Here is a 26,333-nt window from a genome sequence, read left to right on the forward strand (position 1 = left end):
GGTGAACCTCGCCGGACGGTGAGCGGAACGGGGGCGCCCTCCCGGCTCCCCGTCCCGAGATCACCTCTCACGGCCGTCGGGAGCCGACGGAGAAGGCGACGGCCCGCCCCCGGGCACAACCCGGGGGCGGGCCGTCAGACTGGAACCCTGGGCCCTCGCGGCCCGGTCCGGAGACCCGGCCGAGCCCGGAGAGCCTTCCCGGCCCGCGAGGATCCGGTCAGGCCTGGAGCCTCGCGAGGGCGGCGCGGAGGCGCTCGATGGAGCGCTCGCGGCCAAGGACCTCGATCGACTCGAACAGCGGCAGGCCCACGGTCCGGCCGGTGACGGCCACCCGCACGGGGGCCTGGGCCTTGCCGAGCTTGAGGCCCTGCTCGGTGCCGACCTCCTCCAGCGCGGTCTTCAGCGATTCCGAGTCCATGTCGACCGTCTCCAGGCGGGCGAGGTAGCCGGTGAGGATCTCCACGGCGGAGTTCTTCATGGCCTTGTCCCACGACGCCTCGTCGAAGACGGGCTCGTCCAGGAAGAGGAAGTCGACGTTCGCCGTGATCTCGGACAGGACCGCGATGCGGGTCTGGGCGAGCTCGGCGACCTTGGCGAAGGTCGCGCGGTCCCAGCCGGGCTCCAGCCACGGCTCGCAGCGGGCGGCGAACTCCTCCAGGGGCAGCGCCCGGATGTACTCGCCGTTGAACGCGCGGAGCTTCTTCTCGTCGAAGAACGCCGGCGAGGGGTTGACGTCCTCCAGCTTGAACAGCGGCACCATCTCCGCCCAGGGCATGATCTCCCGGTCGTCGCCGGGACCCCAGCCGAGCAGCATCAGGTAGTTGACCATCGCCTCGGCCAGGTAGCCCTCCTCGCGGTAGGACTCCAGGGCGACCTTGTCACGGCGCTTGGACAGCTTCTGGCGCTTCTCGTTGACGATCACCGGCACGTGCGCCCAGGTGGGCGGGGTGACGCCGAGGGCCTCCCAGAGCAGCTGCTGCTTGGGGGTGTTGGACAGGTGCTCCTCGGCCCGGACCACGTGGCTGACCCGCATCTCGACGTCGTCGACGACGTTGGCCAGCACGAACAGCGGGGAGCCGTCGCCACGCGCGATGACGAAGTCCTCCATCGCGTTGTTGGGGAACTCGACGGTGCCGCGGACGAGGTCCTGGACCACGGTGGCACCCTCGTCCGGGGTGCGGAAGCGGACCGCGCCCTCGGTCAGGCCCCGGTCGCGGCAGAAGCCGTCGTAGCCCTGGTGCTCGGAGCCGGTGCGCGCCTTCACCTCGTCGCGGGTGCACGCGCAGTAGTAGGCCCGGCCCTCGGCGACGAGCCCGGCCACGGCCTCGCGGTGCTGCTTCTCGTACGACGACTGGAAGTAGGGGCCCTCGAAGACCGGGCTGTCCTCGTTGATACCGATCCAGGCGAGCGCCGAGATGATGCCGTCGGTCCATTCCGGCCGGTTGCGCGCGGCGTCGGTGTCCTCGACGCGCAGCACGAACCTCCCGCCGGTCTGCTCGGCCAGGGCCCAGTTGAACAGCGCGGAGCGGGCGCCGCCGACATGGAACATGCCGGTCGGCGAGGGGGCGAAGCGAACCCTAATCACGGGAGACCACCCGGTTGCTGAGAGTGCCGATTCCTTCGATGAAAACGCTGACCTCGTCGCCGACCTTGAGCGGGCCGACCCCGTCGGGGGTCCCGGTGAGGATGACGTCACCGGGGATCAGGGTCATGACCGCGCTCACGTGGGCGATCAGCGCGGGGATGTCGTACATGAGCTTGGAGGTGCGCGAGCTCTGCTTGACCTCGCCGTTCACCGACGTGACGATGCCGACGTCGCTCGGGTCGAGCTCGGTCTGGATCCACGGGCCGAGGGGGCAGAAGGTGTCGAAGCCCTTGGCCCGGGTGAACTGGACGTCCTTCTTCTGCAGGTCCCGCGCGGTGACGTCGTTGGCGCAGGTGTAGCCGAAGATGACCTCGTGCGCCCGCTCACGGGGCACCTCGCGGCAGAGCCTGCCGATCACCACCGCCAGCTCCCCCTCGTAGTCGACCCGCTGGGAGAGCGCCGTCGGGTAGGCGATGGCCTCACCCGAGCCGATCACCGAGGTCGACGGCTTGAGGAAGACCAGTGGCTCGTCGGGGACCTCGCCGCCCATCTCCCGGGCGTGGTCGGCGTAGTTCTTGCCGATCGCGACGACCTTGCTGGGCAGCATGGGCGCGACCAGTTTGACCTGGGAGAGCGAGTATCGCTCGCCGGTGAACTGGATCGGCCCGAACGGATGACCGGAGATCCCGGAGATGAACTCCTCCCCTGGGCCGCCCTCGACCACCCCGAACCCGACACCGTCTCCTGTGGAGAACCTCGCTATACGCACACGACAAGGCTAGTCGGGCTCCGGGTCCCGCCGGACCGTCCCGCGTCCCCGCCCCACCATCCGGGAACCAACGTCGTACATCCCAAAAACAGCTACAAGTCCGATTTTATCAATACCGCCATGTTTGCCCCAAGAAAAGCTATGTCCTGATTTGTATGTATATGGGGGGTATGACCGCCTCAGAAGCGTCGGGGGACCAGAGGGTCTTCCTTCGGGGGAAGGAACGGACGTGACTGAAGCCAGCACGGTGAACAGGCCCAAGGGCGACGAGGCCACGGTGCCCCGGGCTCGCACCGACAGTCCCGGATCCCAGAGTGGCCTGGTCACCCCAAAGGGGACCACCACCATCGACAGCGGGGTCGTATCGAAGATCGCGGGCCTCGCGGCCAGGGAGATCCCTGGTGTGTACAACATGGGCGCGGGCCCGGCGCGCGCTCTCGGCGCGGTACGCGGGATGGTCGGCGCCGACAAGAGCGCCACCCAGGGCGTATCGGTCGAGGTGGGCGAGCGGCAGGCCGCCGCCGACCTGGAGGTGGTCGTCGAGTACGGGATCGCCATCCCCGACCTGGCCGCCGCCGTACGCCGCAACGTGATCACGGCGGTCGAGCGCATGACCGGCCTTGAGGTCACCGAGGTCAACATCAAGGTCTCCGACGTCCACATGCCCGGCCAGGACAAGGACAGGCCGGAGGAGTCGTCCGAGCCGGAGCCCCGCGTCCAGTGAGAGGCCCGGCAGGCGGCGCGAAGGGACCGGGCCGCGAGCGCGAGGACCCGGGCCGCGAGACCGTCACGCCTCCGGCGCCGGCGGATCCCGGCCGCGGGACGCCCGCGTCCGGAGGCGGGAAACCCGGTCGCGAGACGAACGCTCCCGCGCCACACGGGAAGCCCGGCGGCGAGACGACCGGACCCGCACGGCGTGGGGAACCCTGCGGCGAGACAACCGGACCCACGCGACACGGGGAGCCCGGCGGCGAGACGACCGCGCGCGGGCCGGAGGGTCCCGCCCGCAGATCGGCCGTCCCGACACCGGCGACGGCCATACCCGCGCACAGACCCGAGGATCCGTCCCGCAGACCGGCCGTACCCCGGCAGAAGGCCGCGCCGACGCGCAGGCCGGAGGATCCCGCCCGCAAACCGGCCGGTCAGAGCCGGGAGGCGGGTCCGAGCCGGGAGACCCGGGAAACGGTGAGGACCCCGCGCAAGCCGGAGGACCCGGCCCGCGGGGCGACGACCGCGACGGCCGCGACCCCGGCGCCGGGTCCCGCACGCGGGACAGGCGCGACAGAGGGGACAGGAGGGACAGGGGGCACGACGGAGACTCCCCGAGGTCCCCGGGAGACGGTCGCCGCCCGCGAACCGGAGGACCCCACCCGCGAGGCGGCCGGCCTCGCGCACAGGATCGCCGATGTCGTGCTGCGCTGTCCCGACGTCGTGGACCTGTCGGGCGGGCCGTTCGGGACCGTGGCGACCTACCTGCCCGGCGAGCGGCTGCCGGGTATCGCGCTGCGCGAGAACGAGGTCGAGGTCTCGGTCGTCGCCAGGCTGGGACGCCCGCTACCGGAGATCGCCGACGAAGTGCGAACGGCGATCGCCCCGATGGTGGGCGACCGGCCGGTAAACGTCCATATCGGAGGTTTGAGATGAACAATTTCCCAGTGTGGTCCGTAGTCGGCACGATCGTCGGTGTCCTTCTGGGCTTCGCCGCGGCCTTCGGCGGCCTCGGCGCGTTCCTGCTGGTGCTCGTACTGGGCGCCGTGGGATTCCTCATCGGCCGCTTCGCGGAGACCGGAGAGATCGACCTGTCCCGGATGGCGGCGAGACGGCGATGAACACCCCCGTCGAGCACCGTTCCCCGTCCTCGGGGACGGTCGCGGATCCGGACCCCTCTTCCACGCGGCGAGAGAACTCCGGCCTCGCGGAAGGCGAGCGGTCCGGACTGCCCGCCGTACCCGCCCAGCCGTCATCTCGGGGCGTACCGGCCGAGCGACGCGGCAGGACCGAGATATCCGACCGGGTGGTGTCGCGCATCGCGGCTCACGCGGCCGGAGAGGTGGCACGGGTGGGGGAGGTCGGCGAGCGGGGGCCGTTGTCCTTTCGCGGCGGTACCCGCGCCACCCTCGACGGTGAGCTCGCGACGCTCCGGCTGGACGTGGCCGTGGAGTACCCGGCCCCGATCCGCGAGGTGGCCGAGGAGGTCAGGCGTCACGTCGCCGAGCGGGTCATGGCCCTGACCGGCAAGGACGTCGGCTACATCGACATCATGGTCACCGGTGTGACCCCCGCCCGCGACACCTCGCGGACCCGGGACGCCGTACCGGCCGGGGAGGACCCGGCGCGCGACACCGGGGACCCGGAACGGGCCGCCGAGCCCGCCGACAACCCCACCGAGGACATCGTCCCGCTACGTGAGGAGCGATGATGGCCAGGAAGGTACCCGACCCGGCGGAACCGGTTCCCGGAGCGGAACCGACCGGTGAGACGCCGACCACACCCCGTGCGGAGACGCCGGAACCGGCCGGACCACCGGCGTACGGGGCCGGACCACCGGCGTACGGCACCACGGAACCCGCCGGACCACCGGCGTACGGCGACGTGGAGCAGACCGCGCCGATGTACGGCGCGACGGAACCGGCGCCGCCGATATACGGCACGGTGGCCAAGGACGCCTCCGCGGACCGTGCGGCGATCAGGGCGTTCCGCCCGCGCCGGGTGACCCCCTCGGTCATCACGGCCGTCCTGATGACCCTGGTCGGCCTCCTCCTCGCGCTGGAGGTCATCTCCGCGCTGCTGGGCCGCCCGCTCCGCCTGGTGCCGTACGACCGGCTCCTGTCCTGGGCGACGTCGACACCGTGGAACGACCCTCGGGTGATGGCGGGCGCGGGCCTGGTCGGGCTGCTCGGCCTGCTGCTGGTACTGCTCGCGATCATCCCGGGGCGGCCCACCCTGATCCCGGTGAGGACCGGGGACAAGGACCTGGCCATCGGCATGCAGCGCCGGGGCTTCACCCGGTCGCTGGCCCACGCCGCCGAGCAGGTGCAGGGGATCGAGCACGCCCGGGTACGGCTGCGGGGCAAGGCCGTGCACGTCGCGGCCGACAGCGGCATGCGGGACACCCGCGGGCTGGCCGACGCCGTACGGGAGGCCGTGACCATGCGGATCACCGCGCTCTCCCCCGTCTGGAAGTATCCCGTCCGCGTGTATCTGCGAGAGAAGTGAGCGCCATGGACGACAAGACCGCCCGGGGCAACCGGCTGGGGTTGCTGATCGTGGGACTGGCGCTGATGGTCCTCAGCGCCCTGACGATCGCACGCGGCGCGGGGGCGTTCCCCCGGGTGCCCGCGCGCGGCCCGCTCGTGGACGGCTCGGTACGCCAGCCGTTCGCCACCTACAACCCGTGGCTGTGGTGGGTGATCGCCGCGGCGGGCATCGTGCTCGCGCTGTTCGGCCTGCGCTGGCTGCTGGCCCAGGCACGTCGCGGGAAGCTGGGCGGCATGCGCCTGGAGGGCGGCCCCACCGGGGTCACCGAGGTCGACACGGGAAGCGTCACCAACGCGGCGGCGGCCGAGGCGGGCACGCACCCCGCGATCATCAACGCCACCGCCGACGTCGTCGGCACGAGCGAGCACCCGGCCGTACGGATGCGGATGGTGGTCGCCGAGGACGCGCCGATGAGCGCGATCCGCGAGCAGCTGGGCGGGGTGGTCATCCCGCACATGCGCCAGGCCCTGGAGACCGGGCACATGCCCGCGGTCGCCCGGGTGAACCTGGCGGACGCGCCGCGTCGCCCGAGGACCGTCGCCTGACCCGCGTGACGGAGCGCCGATCATAGAGTGATCAGGGAAACCAACGCTTCGAGGAGACGATGTGCCTTCGGTCGTGAAGATAAACGTGCTGACGGTGTCCGAGGAGATGCGCGAGGAGCTGGAACGCCGCTTCTCCGGGCGTGCGGGGATCGTCGAGTCCGCGGACGGGTTCGAGTGGTTCGAGCTGCTCCGCCCCGTGGACGGCGGCGACCGGTACCTGGTCTACACCCGCTGGCGCTCCGAGGAGGACTTCAGGCGCTGGACCGAGAGCCAGGCCTTCCAGCGGGGGCACGCCCAGGCCGCCGCCGAGGCGGCCCAGGGCCACGGGCACGGCAACGCCCACAGCGCGGCCCAGGGGCACGGGCACGGGCAGGATCCGGGAGACCAGGGCCCGCCCCAGGGTCACGGCCATGGAGCCCAGGGCCAGAGCCACGGCCACGGTCACGGGCAGGGGCCCGCCGCCACCGGGGCCGAGCTGTGGTCCTTCGAGGTCGTCCAGAGCACCGGTCCCGCGTCGGGAGCCTGACCGCCGACGAGAGGACGAGGGCTCCCGCGAGGAGCCCTCAGCGGTCCAGGGGGTTGGCGGCGATGCGCCCGGCGACCCCCGAACGGACGAACCGCCCGGCCAGGCTGTCCGGCTTGCGCGCGGCCTGATCGACGAAGCAGGCGGTGAACTCCGGGCCGATCCCCAGCCGGGGGTAGCGCTCCAGCACCTCGGCGCGGAGCTCCGCCGGGAAGTCCTCCGGCCGCCGCCCGGAGATGTCGAGCCCGGTGGACAGTTCGAGCAGGTAGCCCTCGGGATCCTGCTCGGGGTGCACGTCGTCCCACATGTGGCGTACGACGATCTCCGACGCGCGGACGCGGCGCTCCACGGGCCACCCCGCCCCGGCGGCGAAGACCCACGCGACGTGGCCGCCCGCCTCCTCGAACGGCACGGTGTGGCTGTCGAACTCCTTGACCAGGCCGATGTCGTGCATCATCGACGCGACGTACAGCAGCTCGTCGTCGAAGGCGACGCCGTTCATCGCACCGTGGGCCGCCGCCCACAGGTAGGCGCGGACGGAGTGGTTGAGCAGGGCGGGCGAGCAGTAGGCGGTGGCCACCTCCAGCGCGCCACGGGCGGCCGGTGTACGGGGGATGACGATGTCGGCGAGTCTCATGCCCCTCAGCCTGCCGAAACGCTGCGGCGCCCGCGAGTGACCGGAGGGACATCGATCGATGGAATCGCGCCACGGGAGTGGCCGAGGCTCATCGGGACTCAGCGGACGGTCGGACGGCGTGGACAGCGTGGACGGCGTGGACGGCGCGGACGCTGTGTCCCCTGTGGTTTCGGTGACCGCTGTGAACGCTGTGAGGAAACTGGGAGACCCGCATCTAGTTGCTAACGATGTTCCGGAAGGGACCACCCCAGCTTGACCGGTTTGTTGGGATTCGGACAGCATGATCCGCCCCCCTCGTTCGGCCCGGAAGGAACTGGCGTGCGCCGCCGCACACAAGCACTCGTTCTCTGCATCGTCCTCCTGATGACCTGCGGCGTCACGGCCGGTACCGCGCAGGCGAGGGAGGCGAAACGCACCGCCGAGTGCCAGGGCGACTGGCTGCCCGCCACACCGACGGCGTCGGACATCATGGGCGGCGAGGTCGACTTCCTCGACCTGGCCCCGGTGAAGGTCGGCAAGGACGTCGACTGGCGTACCGACCCCTACCGGAACCGGTCGTGGAGCATGGTCTTCCACTCGCTGCGCTGGATGGGCCGTCTCGTCGCCGACTACGAGACGAACGGCAACGAGGCGTACCTCACGCGGGCCGTCGAGATCGCCAAGGACTGGGTGGCCGACAACCCCCGTGGCGGCGCGAAGACCAGTCCGTACGCCTGGCAGGAGCACCCGATCGCGCTGCGCGCCCCCGCGCTGGTCTGCCTCAGCAAGCACGTCAGCGAGTCGTGGCTCTCCGGCAGCCTGGCCGAGCACGCGAAGATGCTCTCCGACCCCAGGCTGTACGAGAAGGGCCACAACCACGGCATCGACCAGGACATCGCGCTGCTCGGCATCGGCTGCCGCTACGGCCGCGACCAGTGGTCCAGCCTCGCGATCAGGCGCCTCACCGAGACCGTGAAGCTCGACGTCGACTCCCAGGGCGCGCTGCGCGAGCAGGCCCCGCGCTACGCGCTCTACGTCTACGACCGCCTGAAGGTCGCGATGGACAACATCAAGGCGTGCAAGCGGAAGGTGCCCGACGACATCTTCCGGCGCTGGGAGTCGCTGGAGGACTTCATCTCCCACTCCACCCAGCCCGACGGGTTCATGGTCCCGATCGGCGACGGCGGCGCGGACGTGCGGCCGGTCGGCTACAGCCACCCGAAGCAGACCGTACGGGTGTTCGGCGGCGGCTACGTCTACGGGCGCACCGCCTGGGACAAGCCGGAGTCGGCGTTCTACTCCATCCGCTTCGGGCCCGGCATGAAGTATCACGGCCACGAGGACCACCTGGGCGTGACCTACTACGCCCAGGGCCGTGACGTCCTGGTCGACGCCGGCTTCGACTCGTACGAGAACAGCGGCTACCGCGACTGGACGATGTCCCCGGAGGCGCACAACACGTCGATGGTGGCCGGGGCGAGGTTCCGCGGCAAGTCCGCCAGCGCGCTGAGCAGGTCCTCGATCGGGTCGGACCGGCAGAGTTACCGGCTGACCGACAAGGCCTACGGCGTGCCCAGGACCCGCTCGGTGCTCGTCAACCATCGCCAGGACGTGATGGCCGTGCTGGACACGGTTCCCAAGGGCTCGAAGGTCCGCAACGTCTGGCACTTCTCCCGCGACCTGTCCACTGTCTCCAGCGGTGGCGGCCAGGTCGTGGTGAAGGACAAGGCGGACTGGAGGGCGACGCTCGTCCAGGTCTCGATGCCGTCCTGCCGGCCGGTCGCCGGGCTGAAGGTGGTCCGCGGCCAGAAGAACCCGTACCAGGGCTGGGTCTCCTCCGCCTACCTGCAGAGACACCCCGCCCCCGCGGTCGTCTCGCCCGCCTCGGGCGACGCCGTGCTGACCGTGGTGGTGCCCGGCACCGGCAAGCCGTCGCTCTCCTGCTCCGGCGGCAAGGTCAGCCTGGAGACCTCCGAGGGCCAGGTGAGCTTCCGCGTCAGCGGCGCCACCCTCTCCTGACGGGATCTTCCCGTCGGCGGCGACGCGGGCGGGTGCCCCCCGGCACCCGCCGCGCACGGCTTCCGGAGGCCGCCCCCTAGGTGATCCGGGTGCCCCGGGGTGGCCCGGGGCACGGGTCGGGCGGTGTGGGTCAGGCGGTGTGGCCCGCGCGCAGGAGCCCGTAGGTCACGGCCTGCTCCAGCGCCTGCCAGGATGCCTCGATGATGTTCTCGTCGACACCGACCGTGGACCACTCCCCGGCCGCGTCGCTGGAGGTGATCAGCACGCGCGTGACGGCGTCGGTGCCGTGCGCCCCCTCCAGGATCCGCACCTTGAAGTCGATCAGCTCGACCCCCGCCAGCTCGGGGTAGAGCCGCTCCAGCCCCAGCCGTACGGCCCGGTCGAGGGCGTTGACCGGGCCGTTGCCCTCGCCGGTGGCGACGATCCGCTCCCCCTTGGCGTGCAGCTTCACGGTGGCCTCGCTGACGACCTCGCCGCCTCGTGCCCGCTCGACGATCACCCGCCAGGACTCGACCTGGAAGTGGCGCCTGCTCTCGCCCGCGACGGTGTCGCGCAGCAGGAGCTCGAAGGAGGCGTCGGCGGCCTCGAAGGTGTAGCCCTTCGCCTCCATCTCCTTGACCCGGTTCACCAGCTCCCGCGAGGTGTCGGGGGCCAGCTCGTAGCCCAGCTCGCGGCCCTTGAGCTCGACCGAGGCGCGTCCGGCCATGTCGGAGACGAGCATGCGCATGTCGTTGCCGACCTCGGCGGGGTCGATGTGCTGGTAGAGGTTGGGATCGACCTTGATCGCGCTGGCGTGCAGCCCGGCCTTGTGCGCGAAGGCGGAGACGCCCACGTAGGGGGCGTGGGAGTTGGGGGTGACGTTGGTGACCTCGGTGATCGCGTGGGCGATCCTGGTCATGTCGGCCAGGGCCTCCTTGGGCACGAGGTCGAATCCCCGCTTGAGCTGCAGGTTGGCCACCACGGTGAACAGGTTGGCGTTGCCCGAGCGCTCACCGTAGCCGTTGGCGCAGCCCTGCACGTGGGTGGCGCCGGCCTTGACCGCGGCCAGGGAGTTGGCGACCGCGCAGCCGGTGTCGTCGTGGCAGTGGATGCCGATCCTGGCCGACGTTCCGACGGCCGCGTGCACGACCTCGGCCAGCTCGTCGGGGAGCATGCCCCCGTTGGTGTCGCACAGCGCGATCACCGAGGCCCCCGCCTCGGCGGCGGTGCGCAGGACCTCCAGCGCGTAGTCCGGGTTGGACTTGTAGCCGTCGAAGAAGTGTTCGGCGTCGAGGAAGACCCTCTGGCCCTCCGCACGAAGGTGGGAGACCGTGTCGCGGATCATCGCGAGGTTCTCCTGGAGGGTCGTGCGGAGGGCCAGTTCCACGTGCCGGTCGTGACTCTTCGCCACGAGGGTCACCACCGGCGCGCCGGATTCGCGCAGCGCGGCCACCAACGGGTCGTCGGCTGCCTTCATACCTGCCCGGCGGGTCGCGCCGAACGCGGCGAGCTGCGCGTGCTTCAGGTCGAGCTCTGTTTGAGCGCGCCTGAAGAACTCCGTGTCCTTGGGGTTGGCACCGGGCCAGCCGCCCTCGATGAAGCCGACGCCCAGAGCGTCCAGGTGACGCGCGACGGCCAGCTTGTCGACCACCGTGAGGTTGAGCCCCTCCTGCTGGGCGCCGTCACGGAGCGTCGTGTCGTACACGTGGAAGCGATCGTCGGCCATGGTGTTCTCCTTCGCGGGTTCGATGATTCGCCGCGCGCTCATTCGGCTTCTGGAAACAAAAATGACCCCTCACGGACGTGAGAGGTCTGCGCGCCGGCGGTGTCCCTTTTCAGCCAGCGCGCCTGCCGATAATGAGCAGACCGTAGAACATGATGCTTCGGAGTCTGCCACACGCGGACACCATCTGACACATCGATCTCAGGATCCGAGACCCGCGGCATGCCGGAACGGCCCGGATCCAGGCCGAATCCAGCCTGGATCCGGGCCGAGTTCGAGCCGGATCCAGGCCGGATCCGAGCCGTGTCCGAGCCGTGTCCAGGCCGGGCGGGACTCCGGACACGGGCGGGGCAGGGCCTCGCGGGCGAGGTCGGACAGGATCCCCGCGTACGGCCCGCCGAGATCCCGGACACGGGCCGGAGCAGCCTCACACGCGGCCCGGGGCAGGACCCTGGACACGGGCCGGGCGGGATCGGGACACGCCCCGGGATCACCCTCCTCCACCGGCCGGCACGGGCGAGAATGGGCTCCATGAAGGCGACCTATCTCGACCCCACCGTGGGGCAGTATCTGCTCGCGCACACCACCCAGCCCGACGACGTCCTCGACGCGCTCGCCCTCGAGACCCGCGAGCTGACCGGCGACAACGCGTCGATGCAGATCACCCCCGACCAGGGGCGCTTCCTTACCATGATCACCCAGGTCGGCGGCGTCAGGAACGCGGTGGAGGTGGGCACCTTCACCGGTTACTCCTCCATCTGCCTCGCCCGCGGGCTCGCTCCCGGCGGCGGGCTCACCTGTTTCGACGTGAGCGAGGAGTGGACGGCGGTCGCCCGGAGTTACTGGGACAGGGCACGGGTCGCCGACCGCGTCGAGCTGAGGATCGGCCCGGCGGCCGAGCGTCTGCGCGAGCTTCCCGAGCACCCGGCCATCGACCTCGCGTTCATCGACGCCGACAAGATCAACTATCTCGTCTACTACGAGATCCTCATGCCGCGCCTGGCTCCCGGCGGGGTGATCCTCGTCGACAACACCCTGTGGAAGGGCCACGTCGCCGATCCCACCTGGGACGACGAGACCGTCAGGCACATCCGCGAGTTCAACGACATGGTCAGCGCCGACGAGCGGGTCACCTCGATCATGCTCCCCATCGCCGACGGCCTCACCATGATTCGAAAGCACTGACGAGAACTTTCCCGAATCCCGGGCGAGCGGAAACCTTTCCGATTACTTTAAGCGACATGCCAAACACGTTGCGCCCACCCGCTCGGGGGGAAAGGATGACCTCATGGGACTGCTCATGGAGAGATCGACCGCCTACCAGATCACCGATCAGGAAGACCTCGAACGGCTCTACCTGGAGCTCGTCGACCGGTTCGAGAAGCATCGAATCGAGATCGTCAGCGGCCGGATCGTGGTGAGGGAGATGCCCACGATCGCCCACGCCGATGTTGTGTACCACCTGATGGCGCAGCTCATACCGTTCGCGATGGAGAAAGGATGGCGCGTCTATCCGGAGGCCAGGCTCCTCCTGCAGGTGCAGGCGGATCGCTTCGAACCCGACCTCATCGTCGTTCCCCCGAATCCTCCCCTCTGGGATCCCAGCCACGTGTACGCCAACGCCACGCTGTTGGTCGCCGAGGTCGTCTCCCCGAGCAGCGGCCACGATGACCACGTGGTCAAGCCTCGGGCCTGCGCGCTCGCGGGAGTTCCGCTCTACCTGGTCATCGACACCTTCGCGAACCGGTTCAGGCTGCTCAGCCGACCGGGCCCGGAGGGTTACGCCGACGAGATCACCGAGTCACTGGGCAAGCCCCTTGAGCTCCCCGCGCCCTGGAACCTCACGATCGACACCGGCAAGCTGGTCGAGGGGTAGGTCTGTTCGGGAGGAGGCCCGGCCGGGTGGGAGGCCGGGTCGCCTCCTCCACGAGGGATCCCCGCCCGCGCGCCCAGCGCCGCTTGGACGCCGCCTGCGCGCAGTGGGAGGCCCGGTCGCCTCCACGAGGCTCCGTACGGGGCTAGCAGATCTTGTGGACCCAGCTGTGCGGGTCGGGGCGGGTCCCGTACTGGATGCCCACGAGCTCCTCGCGGATCTTCGAGGTGACGGGGCCCTGGGTGCCGTCGCCGATCGTCCAGGCACGGTCGGCGCCCTTGACCGAGCCGACCGGGGTGACGACCGCGGCGGTTCCGCAGGCGAAGACCTCGGTGAGCTCGCCCGTCTCGCAGCCCCGCTGCCACTCCTCGACCGACAGGCGCCCCTCCTCGGCGTGCAGGCCGAGGTCGGCGGCGAAGGAGAGGATCGAGTCGCGGGTGATGCCGGGCAGGAGCGTGCCGGTGAGCGCCGGGGTGAGCAGGCGGTCGCCGTAGACGAAGAAGAGGTTCATCCCGCCCATCTCCTCGACGTAGCGGTGCTCGCCCGCGTCGAGCCAGACCACCTGGTCGCAGCCCTGCTCGACGGCCTGGCGCTGGGCCACGAAGGCCGCCGCGTAGTTGCCGCCGCACTTGGCGAAACCGGTGCCGCCGGGGGCCGCGCGGGTGTACTCGGTGGAGAGCCAGACGGTCACGGCCTTCCCGCCCCCGAAGTAGGCCGCGGCCGGAGAGGCGATGACCATGTACCGGTAGGTCCTGGACGGGTAGTTGACACCGAGCGCCGGCTGTGTGGCGATCATGAAGGGGCGCAGGTAGAGGCTGTGTCCCGGCGTGGTCGGGACCCACTCGCGGTCGGTCTGGACGAGCAGCTCCAGCGACTCGACGAACGTCCCCTCGGGCAGCTCGGGCATCGCCATCCGCCGCGCGGAGGTGTTGAAGCGGGCGGCGTTGGCCTCCGGCCGGAAGGTCACGATCGTGCCGTTCTCCTGGCGGTAAGCCTTGAGTCCCTCGAAAAGCTCCTGCGCGTAGTGGAAGACCGACGTCGCGGGGTCGAGGCTGAGCGGGCCGTACGGCACGAGCGCGGCGTCGTGCCAGCCCTCCCCCTCGGTGTAGTCGATCGAGATCATGTGGTCGGTGAAGACCTGACCGAACCCCGGGCTCGCCAGTACCTGCTCGCGCTCTGCCGCGGTGCGAGCGTGGTCGGAGAGCTGCACGTCGAAGCTGAGCTTCTGAGCGGTGGTCATCGCACGGATCCTTCTCTTGGTGTCTGGCTTACCCTCTGGTCCATTCTGCGTCGGACCGGGTAACGGGAAACTACTCCATCCATGCCGAAAACCGGCAGTGCTGGAGAAACAAAAACGCGCCTGGCGGCTCGGGTGAGCCGCCAGGCGCGTCGGGGTCGAGGGAGGCGGCTTCCTCAGCCGGCTACTCGGGCGGTGATGTCGTCGCCGATCTCGCGGGTGGTCCGGCCGGTCCGGCCGGCCGGCCGCTCGGCCAGGTCGTCGGCGACGGCCTGCTCGACCCTGGCGGCCTCGGCGGCCATGCCGAGGTGGTCGAGGAGCATGGCGACCGACAGGATCGTGGCGGTCGGGTCGGCCTTGCCCTGGCCCGCGATGTCGGGGGCGCTGCCGTGGACCGGCTCGAACATGCTCGGCGCGGTGCGGTCGGGGTTGACGTTACCGCTGGCCGCGAGGCCGATGCCACCGGCGATCGCCGCGCCGATGTCGGTGAGGATGTCGCCGAAGAGGTTGTCGGTGACGATCACGTCGAAGCGCTCCGGCTGGTTGACGAAGAACATCGAGGCCGCGTCGACGTGGCAGTAGTCGGTCTGGACGTCGGGATACTCCAGGCCGACACGGTCGAAGGTGCGGGCCCAGAGATCACCGGCGTAGGTGAGCACGTTGGTCTTGTGGACCAGCGTCAGCTTCCTGCGGGGGCGGCCGAGCGCCTTGTCGAAGGCGTAGCGCACGACGCGCTCGACACCGTAGGCGGTGTTCAGCGACTCCTGGGTGGCGATCTCCTGCGGCGTGCCCCGGCGCATGACGCCACCCGCTCCGGCGTACGGGCCCTCGGTGCCCTCGCGGACGACGATCATGTCGATGTCCTCGGGGCGGGCCTTGCCCAGCGGTGTCTCGACGCCGGGGAAGAGCTTGACCGGGCGCAGGTTCACGTAGTGGTCGAGCTGGAAGCGGAGCTTGAGCAGCAGGTCGCGCTCCAGGATGCCCGGGGGCACGCTGGGGTCGCCGACCGCGCCGAGCAGGATCGCGTCGTATCCGCGCAGCTCGTCGAGGACCTGGTCCGGCAGGGTCTCGCCGGTCTCGTGGTAGCGCTTGGCACCGAGGTCGTAGCCGGTGGTCTCCACCTTCGTGCCGACCGCTTCGAGGACCTTCAGCCCCTCGGTGACGACCTCGACGCCGATTCCGTCCCCGGGGATGACCGCCAGGCGAATGTTACGCGAATCCATGCAGGCACCCTACCGGTCCGTCTCGGTGATCGAACACCGGTCTCATTCCTCGGACGTGACCGCGTGGCGGCACCCCTGATCGTTTTGTCCTTTTTTGCTCGGTATTGACCGTTTCGGGAGGTTTCGTTATGGTCCTCCCATTCACATCACTGCCTAATCCGTACGGGCCATCCCCTTATCGGGCCCGCACGGAGCCGGGGAACCACTCTTTCCGGAATCCGCCGGGCCCCCGGGAACCCCGCTCCTCCCCCGGAGCGCGTTCCCGCTCGCCATCACACGGATTCCTTGGGGCGAATCAGCGCGTTCTCGCGCCGTAGGGCGGCCTCCACGCCCGAGCCCGACAGCTCACCCGGCCGGCCTTATGGAAGGAATCATCCTGTCCGGCACAGTTCTCCCCCGCGTCCTGTCCATCTCCGCCTCCATGATCGTCGCCGGCGCCGCGGTGCTCGCGACCTCCACCGCCGCCCTGGCCGCCTCCCCTCCCCCGGCCCCCGGCCCCGCCGCGCTCAACGCGCCCGCGCTGAAGCAGGCACTGAAGGCCACGGCCGTCAAGCCCGCCTGGAAGAAGGCCGTCGACTGGGCCATGTCCAAGCGCGGAACGCCCTACGTCTGGGGCGGCACCGGCCACGGCGGCTTCGACTGCTCCGGCCTGATGCTCCGCGCCTACCGCGCCGCCGGGATCAAACTCCCCCGCGTCACCTACGACCAGTACGACGCGTTCTCCAAGAAGATCGCCTGGAAGGACCTCAGAGCCGGCGACCTGGTCTTCTTCAGCGGCCTCGGCCACGTCGGCATGATCACCAAGCCCGGCTACATGGTCCACGCCCCGCAGACCGGAGACGTGGTCAAGGAAGAGAAACTCGACTCCTGGCGCCGCGACTCCTTCGCCGGCGCGGTGCGCCCCGACCCGCAGGGCGTCGAGCTGAGCGAGCGGGTCGAGCGCGCGACCCAGATCGTCGCCGGCGGATGAGACACGCCGGCGAACCGTCGCCGGGAGACCCCGGCGGCGAGGGAGACCGGTTCAGCGGCTGGGAGCGCCGCCGTTGTCCCTGCGGTCCAGAGCGGTCTGCAGCGCGTCGATGGCCTCGTCCTCGGTCTCGTCGGGACGGTTCCAGGGATACATGTCGTACATGGCGAATCTCGTCTCGGTCGCATGCGAGCAAGGAAGGTGGTCGAGACTCCGGTCGGGACTCCGACCAGGCCTGATGTCACGGGTCCGGATCACGGACCGCCGACGAGGGGCTTGGAGCCGGCAGGCGCCACGACACCGTGGCGAGTCGCCGGTCCGCCCCTGTCAGGCCCCGCCGCGGCAGGTAGGAATGACAGGAACCTGGCGCATTTCACTCCAGGCTACCTGGCCACGGGAACGCCGTCTCGCCCGGCGTACACACTTCTCACATGCTGAGACGAGCTGTGGCCGCCGCCCCGGTCTCCGGGGCGGCGGCCACAGGGGCGGGACGGTTAGGGTCTGTTTTGTGGATCTTTCCGCCTACTGCGGTCGCCCAGGCGGCGCCCCGCGGCGTTGTCGTCGTCGCCCATAACTCCGTTATGGACTCCTCCTCCGCCTTGCGGGGCATCCACCTGGACGATCCTCGCCACGGCGAAGATCCACAAAACAGACCCTAGTCGGCCAGGTCGACGGAACGGCCGCTGTCGGCGCCGATCTCCGAGCCGATCTGGTCGATCACGTCGGCCGGGATGGCGGTGTCGACGGTGAGCGCGATGAGCGCCTTGCCGCCCTTGGCGTCCCGGGCCACCTGCATCGAGGCGATGTTGATCGAGTGGTCGCCGAGGATGCGGCCGACCACGCCGACGATGCCGGGGCGGTCGGTGTAGGTGAAGAACGACAGGTGGTCGGTCGGCTCGATCTCCATCTGGTAGCCGTTGACCTCGACGATCTTCGTGATCTGCCTCGGCCCGGACAGGGTGCCGGAGACCGAGACCGCGCGGCCGTCGGCGAGGACGCCGCGGACCGTCACGACGTTGCGCCAGTCGGGGCTGTCGGAGCTGGTGATCAGCTCGACCGACACACCGCGGTCCTTGGCCAGCAGCGGGGCGTTGACGTAGGTGACCGAGTCCTCGACCACGTCGGTGAAGACACCCTTGAGCGCGGCCAGCTCCAGCACGCGGACGTCGTGGGAGGCGATCTCGCCGCGTACCTCGACGTCGAGCTTGGTGGCGACCTCGCCCGCGAGGGCGGTGAACACCCGGCCGAGCTTCTCGGCCAGCGGCAGGCCCGGCTTGACGTCCTCGGCGACGGCGCCGCCCTGGACGTTGACCGCGTCCGGCACGAACTCCCCGGCGAGGGCGAGCTTCACGCTACGCGCGACCTGGGTGCCGGCCTTCTCCTGGGCCTCGTGGGTGGAGGCGCCCAGGTGCGGGGTGACGACGACCTGGTCGAGCTCGAAGAGCGGGCTGTCGGTGACCGGCTCCTTCGGGAACACGTCGATGCCGGCGCCGGCGACGCGGCCCTCCTTGATCGCGGAGTAGAGGGCGTTCTCGTCGATGATGCCGCCGCGGGCGACGTTGATGAGGCGCACGTTCGGCTTGACCGCGTGGAGCTCCCTGTCGCCGATGAGGCCGATGGTCTCCTTGGACTTGGGCAGGTGCACGGTGATGAAGTCGGCCTCGCTCAGGGCCTCCTCCAGCGAGACCAGCCGGACGCCCATCTGGGCGGCGCGGGCCGGCTGCAGGTAGGGGTCGTAGGCGATCAGCTCGACACCGAACGGCTGGAGGCGCTGCGCGACCAGCTGGCCGATCTTGCCGAGACCGAGGATGGCGACGACCTTCTCGTCGAGCTCCACGCCGGTGTACTTCGAGCGCTTCCACTCGCCGCCCTTGAGCGCGGAGTGCGCCTGGGCGACGTTGCGGGCCGAGGCGAGGATGAGGGCGACGGTGTGCTCGGCGGCGCTGGTGATGTTGGAGGTCGGCGCGTTGACGACCATGACACCGGCCTTGGTGGCGGCCTCCACGTCGACGTTGTCCAGGCCGACGCCCGCGCGGGCGACGACGCGGAGCCTGGGGGCGTTGGCGATCGCCTCGGCGTCGACCTGCGTGGCGCTGCGCACGATGAGCGCGTCCACGTCGGCGAGGGCGGGAAGGAACTGGGCACGGTCGGCGCCGTCGGTGTGGCGGACTTCGAAGTCCGCGCCCAGAACCGCGAGACCGGCCTCGGAGAGTTCCTCAGCGACCAGTACGACGGGCTTGTTCACAGGCTGGATCCTTACTAGACGGTGAGGGGTGCACGGACCTCACGTAGTCTATCGGCGCTTGTGAACGCGTTCACGAGTGTCCCGCGATCCGAGACGCTCCGCGCCGCCCCGGGAGGCTCCCGAAGGCGCGGGCAGGCCCCGGAACGCTCCAGGACAGCGAGGCGCTTCGCGACCCAGAACGCGGTCTTACCCGTCCTTGACAGATCTCATGCTCCCAAAATTCAAGTTGGTATTGATCCCAGGAAAACTTCGCGATTACCCTGATAAGCCGTGGTCCACTACCTATCGTTCCTCATATGAGCATCGGGAACCCCGCTCTCGGCAACGTGCTCGCGCAGCACGGCGATCCGCACCGGCTGCTTGCGGCGCTGGCCGAATGGGGACTCCTGGTTGCCGTGCGACCCGACCGTTCCGTCGTGCTCGGCACGACCCAGGCCGGTGATCGTGTCCTCCTCGGATACACCTCGGCGGACACCTACGCGCGGCACCGTGGCAGCCACTCGTTGTCGGCGTGCGACGCCGACACCATCCTCGACATCCAGCGCGTCACCGGTGTGCGGGAGATCGTGATCGACGCGGCGGGCCCGGCGGCCGCGGCCGTGCCGATCGAGGATCTCCAGCGCTATCTGCTCTCGACACGCGGCGGCCCCACGCCGGCGCTGTCGAGCGCGGCGCCGACGGCGTACGCGACCGGGGCGATGGCCACGGTCTCGCGTCCCGCGCCCCCGCGCCCGCAGAGAACGCCGGTGCCCGCCGCGCCCTCCCAGTCGTGGATCCCGGCGCCCCGGCCGCACCTGTCGGGCCCGATGCAGCTGGTGGATCCGGGATACCGCCGGTGCGACCACCCGATCCTGCCCGCGCTGCGCGCCGCGATCTCGCACCTGCTCGTCGACTACCCGCTCGTCCACCATGTGTGGATCTCCGAGGCCGGCACCTCCTCCGGCGCCCCGGGGATCATGTTGCACGTGAAGGTGCACATGTCGGCGGCCGAGGACGTGGTCAGGGACATCCATCGCGGGGTGCGGGCCCGGCTGCCGCAGCTCGCCGCGAGCGAGGCGCCGATCCTGATGGCCAGGGTCGCCGACGCGCGCAGCGAGCAGCGGATGATCGAGCTGGGCGCCCACGTGGTCTGCGCCGACGTCACCGACTGACCGGCGCCCCGCCGGTGCGACGCCCCGGAAGGGCGGCTCTGGAGAACGGCTTTCGTACGGGGTGACGCGGAAAGGCGGCCCCGCCGGATGACGGCGTTCTCACGTCGCCGTCCGGGGGCCGCCGTCCGCTCCCGGGCCTCTCACGCGGCGAGGCCCGCCGAGGAGTGCCGCCGCACCCGCCCGTGGCGTCCCCCTCACCGCGCCGGGAGACGCCACGGGCGCTAGCCGGTCCTGCGGGTCAGGGTCACCCTCGTCCGGGCGAACGCCCCCGCCACCAGGGCGGCCAGCACCGGCAGGCCGATCACCACGGCCACGAGGAGGAGCCAGGGGATCTCGATCGTCGGCGGCACCGACGAAAGAGGGGGAATCTCCCCGGCCGGCGTCAGCATGACGCTGCCGTACGTGCTGGTCGTCATGGGCCAGGCCGCGGCGACTCCGGTCACGGCACCGGCGACCGCGCCGGTCAGGACACCGAGCCCGGCGATGAATCCGGCCTGCCCGGCGACGACCAGCCTGCGCGTGCCCGGCGGCGCCCCGACGGCGGCCATCGTCGCGAGATCGGAGCGCATGTCGGCGGCGGCGAGCCCGGTGGCGACGAACGTGCCGCCGAGCACCAGGATGAACGCCGCTCCCATGAGCAGCCACAGCACGGGGACGACGTCGTTCTGGAACCCGTGCTGGATCGTGACCCGGAGGTCGGTCCGGGGGACCACTCCCGCGAGCTCCCACTCCAGATCCAGCTCCTGCCGGGGGGTGAGGTCGTGCGAGGCCGCGTCGGCGTACAGAACGCGGGGCCTGGTCTCCAGGCCGGCGCTCCGCAGGGCGGCGGGTGGCAGCACCGCGACGGCCTGCTGGGGATCGGCGGCCCTGGCCAGGACGGCGGGGACCGTGATCTCACCGGGTGGCGGATCCTCGCCCTCGGTCGGCTCCAGGATCAGGGGGAGTCTTCCGTCCCGGATCAGCCGGGGGTGGAACACCACCGCCTTTCCCGAGGCGAACGCGGCCGACGCCACCGGATCCCGCCGTCCCTGGACGAGCGTGAGCAGGCGCTCGTCCCCGATCGGAAGACCCAGGTAGGAGTCGGCCATCACGGTCCCTCCGGCGGATCGGACCACCATGCCGACGGCCAGCCCCCCGGTGTCCGTCGCCACGGCGCCCTCGATCAGCGGCACCCCGGGCAGCTCGCGCCGGGCGGTGGCTTTCAGCGTGGCCCAGCGGTCGTCGTCGAGCTTCCCGGCCTGGATGGTCATGGTCCCGGCCGGGACGATCGCCTGGAAGCTGTCCCGGTTGTGGGCGAAGTTGCTGTTGTTCGCGATGGCGACCGCGACGACCGCGGCCGTGGCGGTCATGACCGCCGCGACGGCGGACGCGGTGCGGCCCCGGTGGCGGGAGGCGTCGCGAGCGGCCAGGCGGAAGGGGAGCGGCAGCCGGGCCGCCAGGCCCGCCGCCCCCCTCACCAGCCTCGGCGCCAGCGCGACCAGCCCCAGCTGCGCGAGGACGGCGGCGCAGTAGACCCAGACCACGTCGTACCTGACGGCGAGCACGGTCGCCGCGGCCCCCGCGGCGAGCAGGAGCAGGCCCAGCGCCGGGCGTCCCACCCGGTCGCGCACCGCGCTCCCGCGACCGGCGAGCACCGCCGCCGGGTCCTGGCGGGCCGCCCGCGCCGCGGGGATCAGCGCGGCGACGAGCCCGCTGGCCGCTCCGAGCAGGGCGACCGCCGTCACGGGCCCCCAGGGGATCTCCAGGGGACCGGCCACGCCGACCAGCTCGCCCAGCAGCGAGGGGGTGGAGGCCCACGCCAGGCCGACCCCGAGGACCAGGCCGATCACCGCCGCTCCGCAGCCGAGGACGACACCGTCGGCCAGGACGATCAGGCGCAGGTGCGCCGGGGAGCCGCCCTGCGCGGCGACCAGCGCGAGCTCCCGGCGCCGCCGCCGGAGGCCGACCGCGAAGGCGGGACCGGCGAGCAGCACCACCTCCAGCACGATCATGACCCCGGCGAGCCCGATCCCGGCGATCTGGTTCTCGTCGTACGAGGTGCTGAGGAACTCGTCGCCGTCGGGCGGATTCTCGACGACGGCACGGGACACGGCCAGGAGACCGGCCGCGTTCAGCCTCTGGACGACGGCCCAGGTGACCGGTCCGGGGGTGTCGGCCAGCCAGCCGGTGCCCTGGGTGGTGCCCGGCCTGTCGAAGAGGAGCGTGCCGGGAAGGCCGACGATCTCCGCCTCACGGACCCTGTGCGGAGGTTCGACCACGCCGACGACCCTCATCGGTTTCCTGTCCCGCGTGACCTCCAGCGGGGCGCCGAGGCGAGCCCCTCGCTCCAGGATCTCGGGGGTCACCGCGATCTCCTGGGCGGAGACCGGGGTGCGGCCCCTGGCCAGGCGGTACATGCCCGCCGTCAGGGGGTCCCGCAGGTCCACCTCCAGCGCGGAGACGTGATCACGGCCGTCCCGGGCCATGTAGTCGACACTGCCCTCGTACACCGGAAGGAGCCGGGTTCCGGGCTCCAGGAGCCTCGCCACCGCGGCTTCCGTCCAGGGCCGCGTCAGAGCGGTGGAGGAGCCGCTGGGACTCATCCACGTTTTTCCACTTATGTTCTGTTTCAGCTTTCCCTGGACCGCGGTCATTCTGATCCGCGCGTCGGCCGCGCCGATGTCCGCTGTGAGACCCTCCCTGGGGTTGATGTCCGCGGTCGCCACGAGGACGACGAAGGCCGTGATGACGAGGACGGGAAGTCCGATCATCAGCATGATCAGGGCGCTGCGGCCCCTGGCGCGCCGGGCGTCCCCGCGGGAGATCCGCAGCGCGGCGAGGAGGGCGCTCACCTGACGGCTCCCGTCCGCCCAAGGTCCGCGAGCGCGCCCCGAGGGTCCGTTCGCTCGCTCATCGGGCGCTCTCCAGGGGGGTGGCGGTGGAGTCGGCGATCTCGCCGTCGCGCAGGAAGACCACCCGGTCGGCCCAGGCCGCGTAGCGGGGTTCGTGGGTGACGAGCAGCACGGCGGCTCCCGCGTCGCAGCGGGTGCGCAGGAGCTGGAGGATGTCGTCACCGGTCGGGGTGTCGAGCGCGCCGGTGGGCTCGTCGGCCAGGATGAGCCGTCGCTCCCCCACCAGCGCGCGGGCGATGGCGACCCGCTGGCGCTGGCCGCCGGAGATCTCGTCGGGGAGGCGGCCGGCGACCTCGCCGAGACCGATCTCCGCGAGCACCTTCATCGCCTCGCGGCGGGCGTTCTTGAAGGCGATCCCGTCCAGCTCGCGCGGGAGGGTCACGTTCTCCAGCGCGGTGAGCGACGGGATCAGGTTGAGGTCCTGGAAGACGTAGCCCACGTGCCTGCGCCGGAGAGCTGCCAGTTCCCTGGCCGGCAGGCTCGCCAGCGGCGTGCCCTCCACGACCACGGAGCCGGAGGTGGGCAGGTCGAGCCCCCCGGCGAGGTTGAGCAGGGTGGACTTGCCGGACCCCGAGGGGCCCATCACCGCGACGAGCTCTCCGGCGCCGACGTCGAGGCTCACCCCGCGCAGCGCCGCCACGCTCCGCGGTCCGTCGCCGTGCGTGCGGGTCACGTCCGCGAGCCGTACGACCGGGTCGAGGGTCATCTGACTCCCTCCGGTGCGCGGATCGCCGAGCTGAGTTTCGGGAAGGATGTCAACTGTCTGTCTCCTGCGTCTGAGGATCCTGCGCCTGGGAACCCTGCGTCCGGGAACCCTGCGCCTGGGAATCCGGTGTGCGGGGGGAGGCCGTGAGTACGGCCTCGCAGTGGTCGAGCCAGCGTTGCTCGGCCTCGGCCTGGAAGATCATCGAGTCGAGCACCAGCCGCTGGGCGGGGCTCTCGACGCTCGCGCGCTTGGCGCGGACGAACTCCTGCAGCGTGCGCATGGTCGCGGTGCGCTGGGCCTGAATGATCGGCCGCACGTCCGCGGCGGCGGTGACCGCGAGGGCGAGCTTGATGACCAGTTCGTCCCGAGGCCGGTCCGCCTGGGCGACGGGGGTGCCGAACCATCGCGCCATCTCGGCCAGACCGGCCTCGGTGATCGAGTAGACGACCCGGCCCTGCTCGTCCTGCTCGCCGGGGCTCACCAGCCCGTCGCGTTCCAGACGGGAGAGCGTCGTGTAGACCTGGCCGATGTTGAGCGGCCATGTCGCCCCCGTCGACGCCTCGAACTCGGCACGCAACTGGTAGCCGTAACGGGGCCCCTGACTCAGCAGGGCCAGCAGCCCCTGTCGGATCGCCATGGATACCGAGTATGCATACGCAGTATCCACGGTGCAAGAGATCTGCATATTCTGGACAGGTTCCGCCCCTGGGGCCGATACTCGGAGGATGAGCTCGACGCATCCCCCGGCCCGCGCCTCCGACGGGGACCGCGATCGCGCGATCAACGAGCTTCGTGACCGTGCCGTCGAGGGACACCTGTCGCACGACACCTTCCTTGGCCGCGTCGACATGGCCCTGCGCGCACGCAACCAGGGCGAGCTCGACAATCTGGTCGCCGACCTGCCGCAGCGCGGCCGGTTCCGCCGCATGGTCACCGAGGCCGTCGCCTCCGCCTCCGACTTCACCAAGCGCGTGGAGTCGGCCTGGCGGCGCCCGCGACTACCCCGGCTCGCGCTGCCGGGCGACGGCAGGACCCGCTACGTGGTGGGCAGGGGCTCCGCCTGCGATCTGGTCCTCGCCGACCTGACCGTCTCCCGGATGCACGCCGAGCTGCGCCGCGACGAGGAGGGCTGGGTCCTGGTCGACCTCGGCTCGCTGAACGGCACCCGGCTGAACGACTGGCGCCTGGTCGGCCCGGCCAAGGTCCGGCCGGGCGACGTCGTCTCCTTCGGCGACTGCGGCTTCCTGATGATCACGCCTCAGTTGCCCTGAACGACCGCTGCTCCGAACGACCACTGCTCCGAATGGCCGCGCCACGGTCACCTCGGGCCGTGGCGCGTCGTAGCGCGTTCCTGGAACGGGAGCCGTCTCAGCCGCCCTGGGTCCCTGCGGCCTCGGCCTCCCTGATCTTCGTCGCCGTCAGCGTGTAGCGCATGGTCAGCAGGATGCCGACCCCCATCATGAACGCGGGCAGCAGCGTCGAGCCGTACAGTGCCGCCGCGGTCGCCGACGCGGGCTGGGCGACCGGCGTGGAGGGGTCGGACTCGACGAACCCGGTCGCGCCCAGCAACCAGCCGAGCACGAGCGCGCCGAACGCGAAGACCACGGTCTCCGCGGCCGTCCAGAGGCCGGTGAACACCCCGGCCCGGCGCTTGCCGGTGACCAGGGCGTCGTGGACGATCACGTCGGAGAGCATCGAGAACTGCAGCAGCTGGAATCCCGCGTAGCCGATGCCGACGAGGAGCACGCACACGTGCGCGTACGCCCAGCCGAGCGGGCCGGAGAAGGCCATCCCGACGGCGCCCGCCATGAACAGCGCCGACGCCAGGACCATCGCGCCGCGCTTGTCGTAGCGCTTGGACAGCCAGACCCAGAGCGGCATGGTGATCAGCAACGGGCCGACGATTCCCAGGAAGAGCGTGGTGGTCGCCTCCGGGTCGCCCAGCGTGTAGGTGGCGAAGTACGGGGAGCCGGCCAGCATGGTCCCGGCGGCGAACATCTGGGCGCAGCTCAGGCCGAGCAGCACCATGAACGTCGGATTCGAGCGGGCGGCGGCGAACTGGGCCCGGATCGACGGCTCCGCCTCGGCCCGCGCGATCATCGGGGCGCGAGCCGTGCCGAAGAAGGCGGCGAGCATCGACAGCAGCAGCGCGGCGCCGACGACCACCCCCATGGTCCGGTAGCCGGAGACCTCGGTGCCCGCGATCACCGGCGCGACGGCCCCGGAGAGCAGGATCCCCAGGCCGACGAAGACCATCTTCCACTGCAGGAGCGAGGAGCGCTCGTGGTAGTCGTCGGTCATCTCCGCCGGCATCGCCTTGTACGGGACCTCGTAGAAGGCGTAGGCCGTCGCGGTGAGGAAGTAGAAGAAGGCGACGTACAGGGCGGCGGAGAGGCCGGTGAGCGGGGGGCCCGCGAAGGTGAGGGCGAAGGTCACCGGCAGGGTGAGCGCGCCCAGGAGCATCCAGGGGCGGCGGGCGCCGAAGCGGGAGACCGTCCGGTCGGAGCGCTGGCCCACCCAGGGGTTGATGAACATGTCCCAGAGCTTGGGCAGGAAGACCACCACACCGGCGATCCAGGCGGGAACCGCGAGCACGTTCGTCATGTAGAACAGCAGCAGCAATCCGGGGACCGTGGAGAAGGTCGCGGTGCAGATCGAGCCGACACCGTAGCCGACGCGCACTCCGCGCGACACGGTGACGACGGCGGGGGAGGGCGCCGGGGAGACCATGCCACATTCAATCGCAGCGAGTGGACGCTTGGTAGGCCCCCGAACCCCATGATCTCCGGAAGACGAGAATATTCCAGATCTTTTCGGCACGGCACGCCGGGCGGCGGGGCCGCCCTCCGGCCCGCCTGAGCCCCCGCGACACCAACCCCTTCCGCGCGACATTTGTCCAGGCCAGACGGGCTATGAAGGGAAATATCCGGATTGATGAGCCCCTGGCGTTGACAGGAGGACCACCGGCCCCAGACGCCTGTCCGATCACTCTGGTTTACCTGGGACTCACAGTTAATGTCCGG

24 protein-coding genes and 1 riboswitch are annotated in these 26,333 nt (G+C 70.8%); of the genes, 13 read left to right on the plus strand and 11 right to left on the minus strand.

Translation table 11 applies throughout. The annotated features are described in order from the left end of the window. Positions 1 to 217: 217 nt before the first annotated feature. Positions 218 to 1,549 (minus strand): glutamate--tRNA ligase, encoded by a 1,332-nt coding sequence (gltX, locus tag ABD817_RS12175; RefSeq protein ID WP_344918106.1) that lies wholly within the window; start codon positions 1,547 to 1,549, stop codon positions 218 to 220. 28 nt (positions 1,550 to 1,577) lie between these two features. Continuing rightward, positions 1,578 to 2,354 carry a fumarylacetoacetate hydrolase family protein gene (locus ABD817_RS12180; RefSeq protein ID WP_344917932.1) on the minus strand — a complete coding sequence of 259 codons (777 nt, stop codon included), beginning with the start codon at positions 2,352 to 2,354 and terminating at the stop codon, positions 1,578 to 1,580. Between the two features lie 229 nt (positions 2,355 to 2,583). Between ABD817_RS12180 and ABD817_RS12185 the strand changes: the two genes are divergently transcribed. The 7 genes from ABD817_RS12185 (at position 2,584) to ABD817_RS12215 (ending at position 6,683) form a co-directional block, all read left to right on the plus strand. Further along, a complete protein-coding gene (locus ABD817_RS12185; protein WP_425583324.1) occupies positions 2,584 to 3,078 on the plus strand; it encodes an Asp23/Gls24 family envelope stress response protein in 495 nt (164 codons plus the stop codon). A 461-nt stretch (positions 3,079 to 3,539) separates the two neighbouring features. Beyond that, on the plus strand, positions 3,540 to 3,998 hold the full coding sequence (locus ABD817_RS12190) for a hypothetical protein (RefSeq protein ID WP_344917933.1): 459 nt from the start codon (positions 3,540 to 3,542) through the stop codon (positions 3,996 to 3,998). After that, positions 3,995 to 4,183 carry a hypothetical protein gene (locus ABD817_RS12195; protein WP_344918111.1) on the plus strand — a complete coding sequence of 63 codons (189 nt, stop codon included), beginning with the start codon at positions 3,995 to 3,997 and terminating at the stop codon, positions 4,181 to 4,183. Before ABD817_RS12190 ends, ABD817_RS12195 begins: the two co-directional genes overlap by 4 nt. Further along, the gene (locus ABD817_RS12200) at positions 4,180 to 4,773 is read left to right on the plus strand and encodes an Asp23/Gls24 family envelope stress response protein (protein ID WP_344917934.1); all 594 of its coding nucleotides are present in this window, start codon (positions 4,180 to 4,182) and stop codon (positions 4,771 to 4,773) included. The genes ABD817_RS12195 and ABD817_RS12200 overlap by 4 nt, the downstream gene beginning before the upstream one ends. Further along, entirely contained in the window at positions 4,773 to 5,570 is a 798-nt protein-coding gene (locus tag ABD817_RS12205; RefSeq protein ID WP_344917935.1) for a DUF6286 domain-containing protein, read from the plus strand. Before ABD817_RS12200 ends, ABD817_RS12205 begins: the two co-directional genes overlap by 1 nt. Before the next feature lie 5 nt (positions 5,571 to 5,575). Beyond that, the gene (locus tag ABD817_RS12210; RefSeq protein ID WP_344917936.1) at positions 5,576 to 6,157 is read left to right on the plus strand and encodes an Asp23/Gls24 family envelope stress response protein; all 582 of its coding nucleotides are present in this window, start codon (positions 5,576 to 5,578) and stop codon (positions 6,155 to 6,157) included. Between the two features lie 106 nt (positions 6,158 to 6,263). Beyond that, positions 6,264 to 6,683, plus strand: coding sequence for an antibiotic biosynthesis monooxygenase family protein (locus ABD817_RS12215; protein ID WP_425583328.1), 420 nt, complete (start codon positions 6,264 to 6,266; stop codon positions 6,681 to 6,683). Between the two features lie 37 nt (positions 6,684 to 6,720). Here the strand turns inward: ABD817_RS12215 and ABD817_RS12220 are convergent, their stop codons facing one another. Next, positions 6,721 to 7,317 (minus strand): HD domain-containing protein, encoded by a 597-nt coding sequence (locus ABD817_RS12220; RefSeq protein WP_344917939.1) that lies wholly within the window; start codon positions 7,315 to 7,317, stop codon positions 6,721 to 6,723. Positions 7,318 to 7,635: 318 nt separating this feature from the next. Here ABD817_RS12220 and ABD817_RS12225 point away from each other — a divergent pair, with 318 nt between their 5' ends. Then, entirely contained in the window at positions 7,636 to 9,315 is a 1,680-nt protein-coding gene (locus ABD817_RS12225) for a heparinase II/III family protein (RefSeq protein WP_344917941.1), read from the plus strand. A 130-nt stretch (positions 9,316 to 9,445) separates the two neighbouring features. Here ABD817_RS12225 and cimA read toward each other — a convergent pair whose 3' ends face one another. Continuing rightward, positions 9,446 to 11,020, minus strand: coding sequence for a citramalate synthase (gene cimA, locus ABD817_RS12230; RefSeq protein WP_344917943.1), 1,575 nt, complete (start codon positions 11,018 to 11,020; stop codon positions 9,446 to 9,448). Positions 11,021 to 11,548: 528 nt separating this feature from the next. On the opposite strand from cimA, the gene ABD817_RS12235 reads away from it, so the two are divergent. Both ABD817_RS12235 and ABD817_RS12240 read left to right on the plus strand, forming a co-directional pair. Then, complete coding sequence (locus ABD817_RS12235) at positions 11,549 to 12,202, plus strand: O-methyltransferase (protein ID WP_344917944.1); 654 nt, start codon at positions 11,549 to 11,551, stop codon at positions 12,200 to 12,202. 103 nt (positions 12,203 to 12,305) lie between these two features. Then, positions 12,306 to 12,893, plus strand: a complete 588-nt coding sequence (locus ABD817_RS12240) for a Uma2 family endonuclease (RefSeq protein WP_344917945.1) — start codon at positions 12,306 to 12,308, stop codon at positions 12,891 to 12,893. 142 nt (positions 12,894 to 13,035) lie between these two features. Here ABD817_RS12240 and ABD817_RS12245 read toward each other — a convergent pair whose 3' ends face one another. Then, the gene (locus ABD817_RS12245; RefSeq protein ID WP_344917946.1) at positions 13,036 to 14,130 is read right to left on the minus strand and encodes a branched-chain amino acid aminotransferase; all 1,095 of its coding nucleotides are present in this window, start codon (positions 14,128 to 14,130) and stop codon (positions 13,036 to 13,038) included. Positions 14,131 to 14,303: 173 nt separating this feature from the next. Then, positions 14,304 to 15,350, minus strand: coding sequence for a 3-isopropylmalate dehydrogenase (locus tag ABD817_RS12250; RefSeq protein ID WP_344917947.1), 1,047 nt, complete (start codon positions 15,348 to 15,350; stop codon positions 14,304 to 14,306). 140 nt (positions 15,351 to 15,490) lie between these two features. Further along, positions 15,491 to 15,724, plus strand: a riboswitch (cyclic di-AMP (ydaO/yuaA leader). Between ABD817_RS12250 and ABD817_RS12255 the strand changes: the two genes are divergently transcribed. Continuing rightward, positions 15,712 to 16,320, plus strand: a complete 609-nt coding sequence (locus tag ABD817_RS12255) for a C40 family peptidase (protein WP_344917948.1) — start codon at positions 15,712 to 15,714, stop codon at positions 16,318 to 16,320. Its footprint overlaps the riboswitch before it by 13 nt. Positions 16,321 to 16,972: 652 nt before the next feature. Here the strand turns inward: ABD817_RS12255 and serA are convergent. Next, a complete protein-coding gene (gene serA, locus ABD817_RS12260; RefSeq protein WP_344917949.1) occupies positions 16,973 to 18,562 on the minus strand; it encodes a phosphoglycerate dehydrogenase in 1,590 nt (529 codons plus the stop codon). A gap of 296 nt (positions 18,563 to 18,858) precedes the next feature. Here serA and ABD817_RS12265 point away from each other — a divergent pair, with 296 nt between their 5' ends. Continuing rightward, on the plus strand, positions 18,859 to 19,713 hold the full coding sequence (locus ABD817_RS12265; protein ID WP_344917950.1) for an SPOR domain-containing protein: 855 nt from the start codon (positions 18,859 to 18,861) through the stop codon (positions 19,711 to 19,713). A gap of 221 nt (positions 19,714 to 19,934) precedes the next feature. Here ABD817_RS12265 and ABD817_RS12270 read toward each other — a convergent pair whose 3' ends face one another. The 3 genes from ABD817_RS12270 to ABD817_RS12280 are packed head-to-tail and all read right to left on the minus strand — an operon-like array spanning position 19,935 to position 23,947. Beyond that, positions 19,935 to 22,544, minus strand: a complete 2,610-nt coding sequence (locus tag ABD817_RS12270; RefSeq protein ID WP_344917951.1) for an FtsX-like permease family protein — start codon at positions 22,542 to 22,544, stop codon at positions 19,935 to 19,937. A gap of 58 nt (positions 22,545 to 22,602) precedes the next feature. After that, positions 22,603 to 23,310: an ABC transporter ATP-binding protein gene (locus ABD817_RS12275; protein ID WP_344917952.1), complete on the minus strand. Its 708-nt coding sequence runs from the start codon at positions 23,308 to 23,310 to the stop codon at positions 22,603 to 22,605. Positions 23,311 to 23,359: 49 nt separating this feature from the next. Beyond that, the gene (locus ABD817_RS12280) at positions 23,360 to 23,947 is read right to left on the minus strand and encodes a PadR family transcriptional regulator (protein ID WP_344917953.1); all 588 of its coding nucleotides are present in this window, start codon (positions 23,945 to 23,947) and stop codon (positions 23,360 to 23,362) included. Positions 23,948 to 24,035: 88 nt separating this feature from the next. Here ABD817_RS12280 and ABD817_RS12285 point away from each other — a divergent pair, with 88 nt between their 5' ends. Beyond that, positions 24,036 to 24,581, plus strand: a complete 546-nt coding sequence (locus ABD817_RS12285; protein WP_344917954.1) for an FHA domain-containing protein — start codon at positions 24,036 to 24,038, stop codon at positions 24,579 to 24,581. 97 nt (positions 24,582 to 24,678) lie between these two features. On the opposite strand, the gene ABD817_RS12290 is transcribed toward ABD817_RS12285, so the two are convergent. Further along, the gene (locus tag ABD817_RS12290; protein WP_344917955.1) at positions 24,679 to 26,040 is read right to left on the minus strand and encodes an MFS transporter; all 1,362 of its coding nucleotides are present in this window, start codon (positions 26,038 to 26,040) and stop codon (positions 24,679 to 24,681) included. Between the last annotated feature and the right edge of the window lie 293 nt (positions 26,041 to 26,333).

Source organism: Streptosporangium oxazolinicum (assembly GCF_039537505.1).
Taxonomy (GTDB): domain Bacteria; phylum Actinomycetota; class Actinomycetes; order Streptosporangiales; family Streptosporangiaceae; genus Streptosporangium; species Streptosporangium oxazolinicum.

Coding starts and splice junctions, on each gene's coding strand:
- gltX (WP_344918106.1), bottom strand. CDS start 1,549: ATGTTCCATGTCGGCGGCGCCCGCTCCGCGCTGTTCAACTGGGCCCTG.
- ABD817_RS12195 (WP_344918111.1), top strand. CDS start 3,995: ATGAACAATTTCCCAGTGTGGTCCGTAGTCGGCACGATCGTCGGTGTC.
- ABD817_RS12200 (WP_344917934.1), top strand. CDS start 4,180: ATGAACACCCCCGTCGAGCACCGTTCCCCGTCCTCGGGGACGGTCGCG.
- ABD817_RS12205 (WP_344917935.1), top strand. CDS start 4,773: ATGGCCAGGAAGGTACCCGACCCGGCGGAACCGGTTCCCGGAGCGGAA.
- ABD817_RS12210 (WP_344917936.1), top strand. CDS start 5,576: ATGGACGACAAGACCGCCCGGGGCAACCGGCTGGGGTTGCTGATCGTG.
- ABD817_RS12215 (WP_425583328.1), top strand. CDS start 6,264: ATGCGCGAGGAGCTGGAACGCCGCTTCTCCGGGCGTGCGGGGATCGTC.
- ABD817_RS12220 (WP_344917939.1), bottom strand. CDS start 7,317: ATGAGACTCGCCGACATCGTCATCCCCCGTACACCGGCCGCCCGTGGC.
- cimA (WP_344917943.1), bottom strand. CDS start 11,020: ATGGCCGACGATCGCTTCCACGTGTACGACACGACGCTCCGTGACGGC.
- ABD817_RS12235 (WP_344917944.1), top strand. CDS start 11,549: ATGAAGGCGACCTATCTCGACCCCACCGTGGGGCAGTATCTGCTCGCG.
- ABD817_RS12240 (WP_344917945.1), top strand. CDS start 12,306: ATGGGACTGCTCATGGAGAGATCGACCGCCTACCAGATCACCGATCAG.
- ABD817_RS12245 (WP_344917946.1), bottom strand. CDS start 14,130: ATGACCACCGCTCAGAAGCTCAGCTTCGACGTGCAGCTCTCCGACCAC.
- ABD817_RS12250 (WP_344917947.1), bottom strand. CDS start 15,350: ATGGATTCGCGTAACATTCGCCTGGCGGTCATCCCCGGGGACGGAATC.
- ABD817_RS12255 (WP_344917948.1), top strand. CDS start 15,712: ATGGAAGGAATCATCCTGTCCGGCACAGTTCTCCCCCGCGTCCTGTCC.
- ABD817_RS12265 (WP_344917950.1), top strand. CDS start 18,859: ATGAGCATCGGGAACCCCGCTCTCGGCAACGTGCTCGCGCAGCACGGC.
- ABD817_RS12275 (WP_344917952.1), bottom strand. CDS start 23,310: ATGACCCTCGACCCGGTCGTACGGCTCGCGGACGTGACCCGCACGCAC.
- ABD817_RS12280 (WP_344917953.1), bottom strand. CDS start 23,947: ATGGCGATCCGACAGGGGCTGCTGGCCCTGCTGAGTCAGGGGCCCCGT.
- ABD817_RS12285 (WP_344917954.1), top strand. CDS start 24,036: ATGAGCTCGACGCATCCCCCGGCCCGCGCCTCCGACGGGGACCGCGAT.
- ABD817_RS12290 (WP_344917955.1), bottom strand. CDS start 26,040: ATGGTCTCCCCGGCGCCCTCCCCCGCCGTCGTCACCGTGTCGCGCGGA.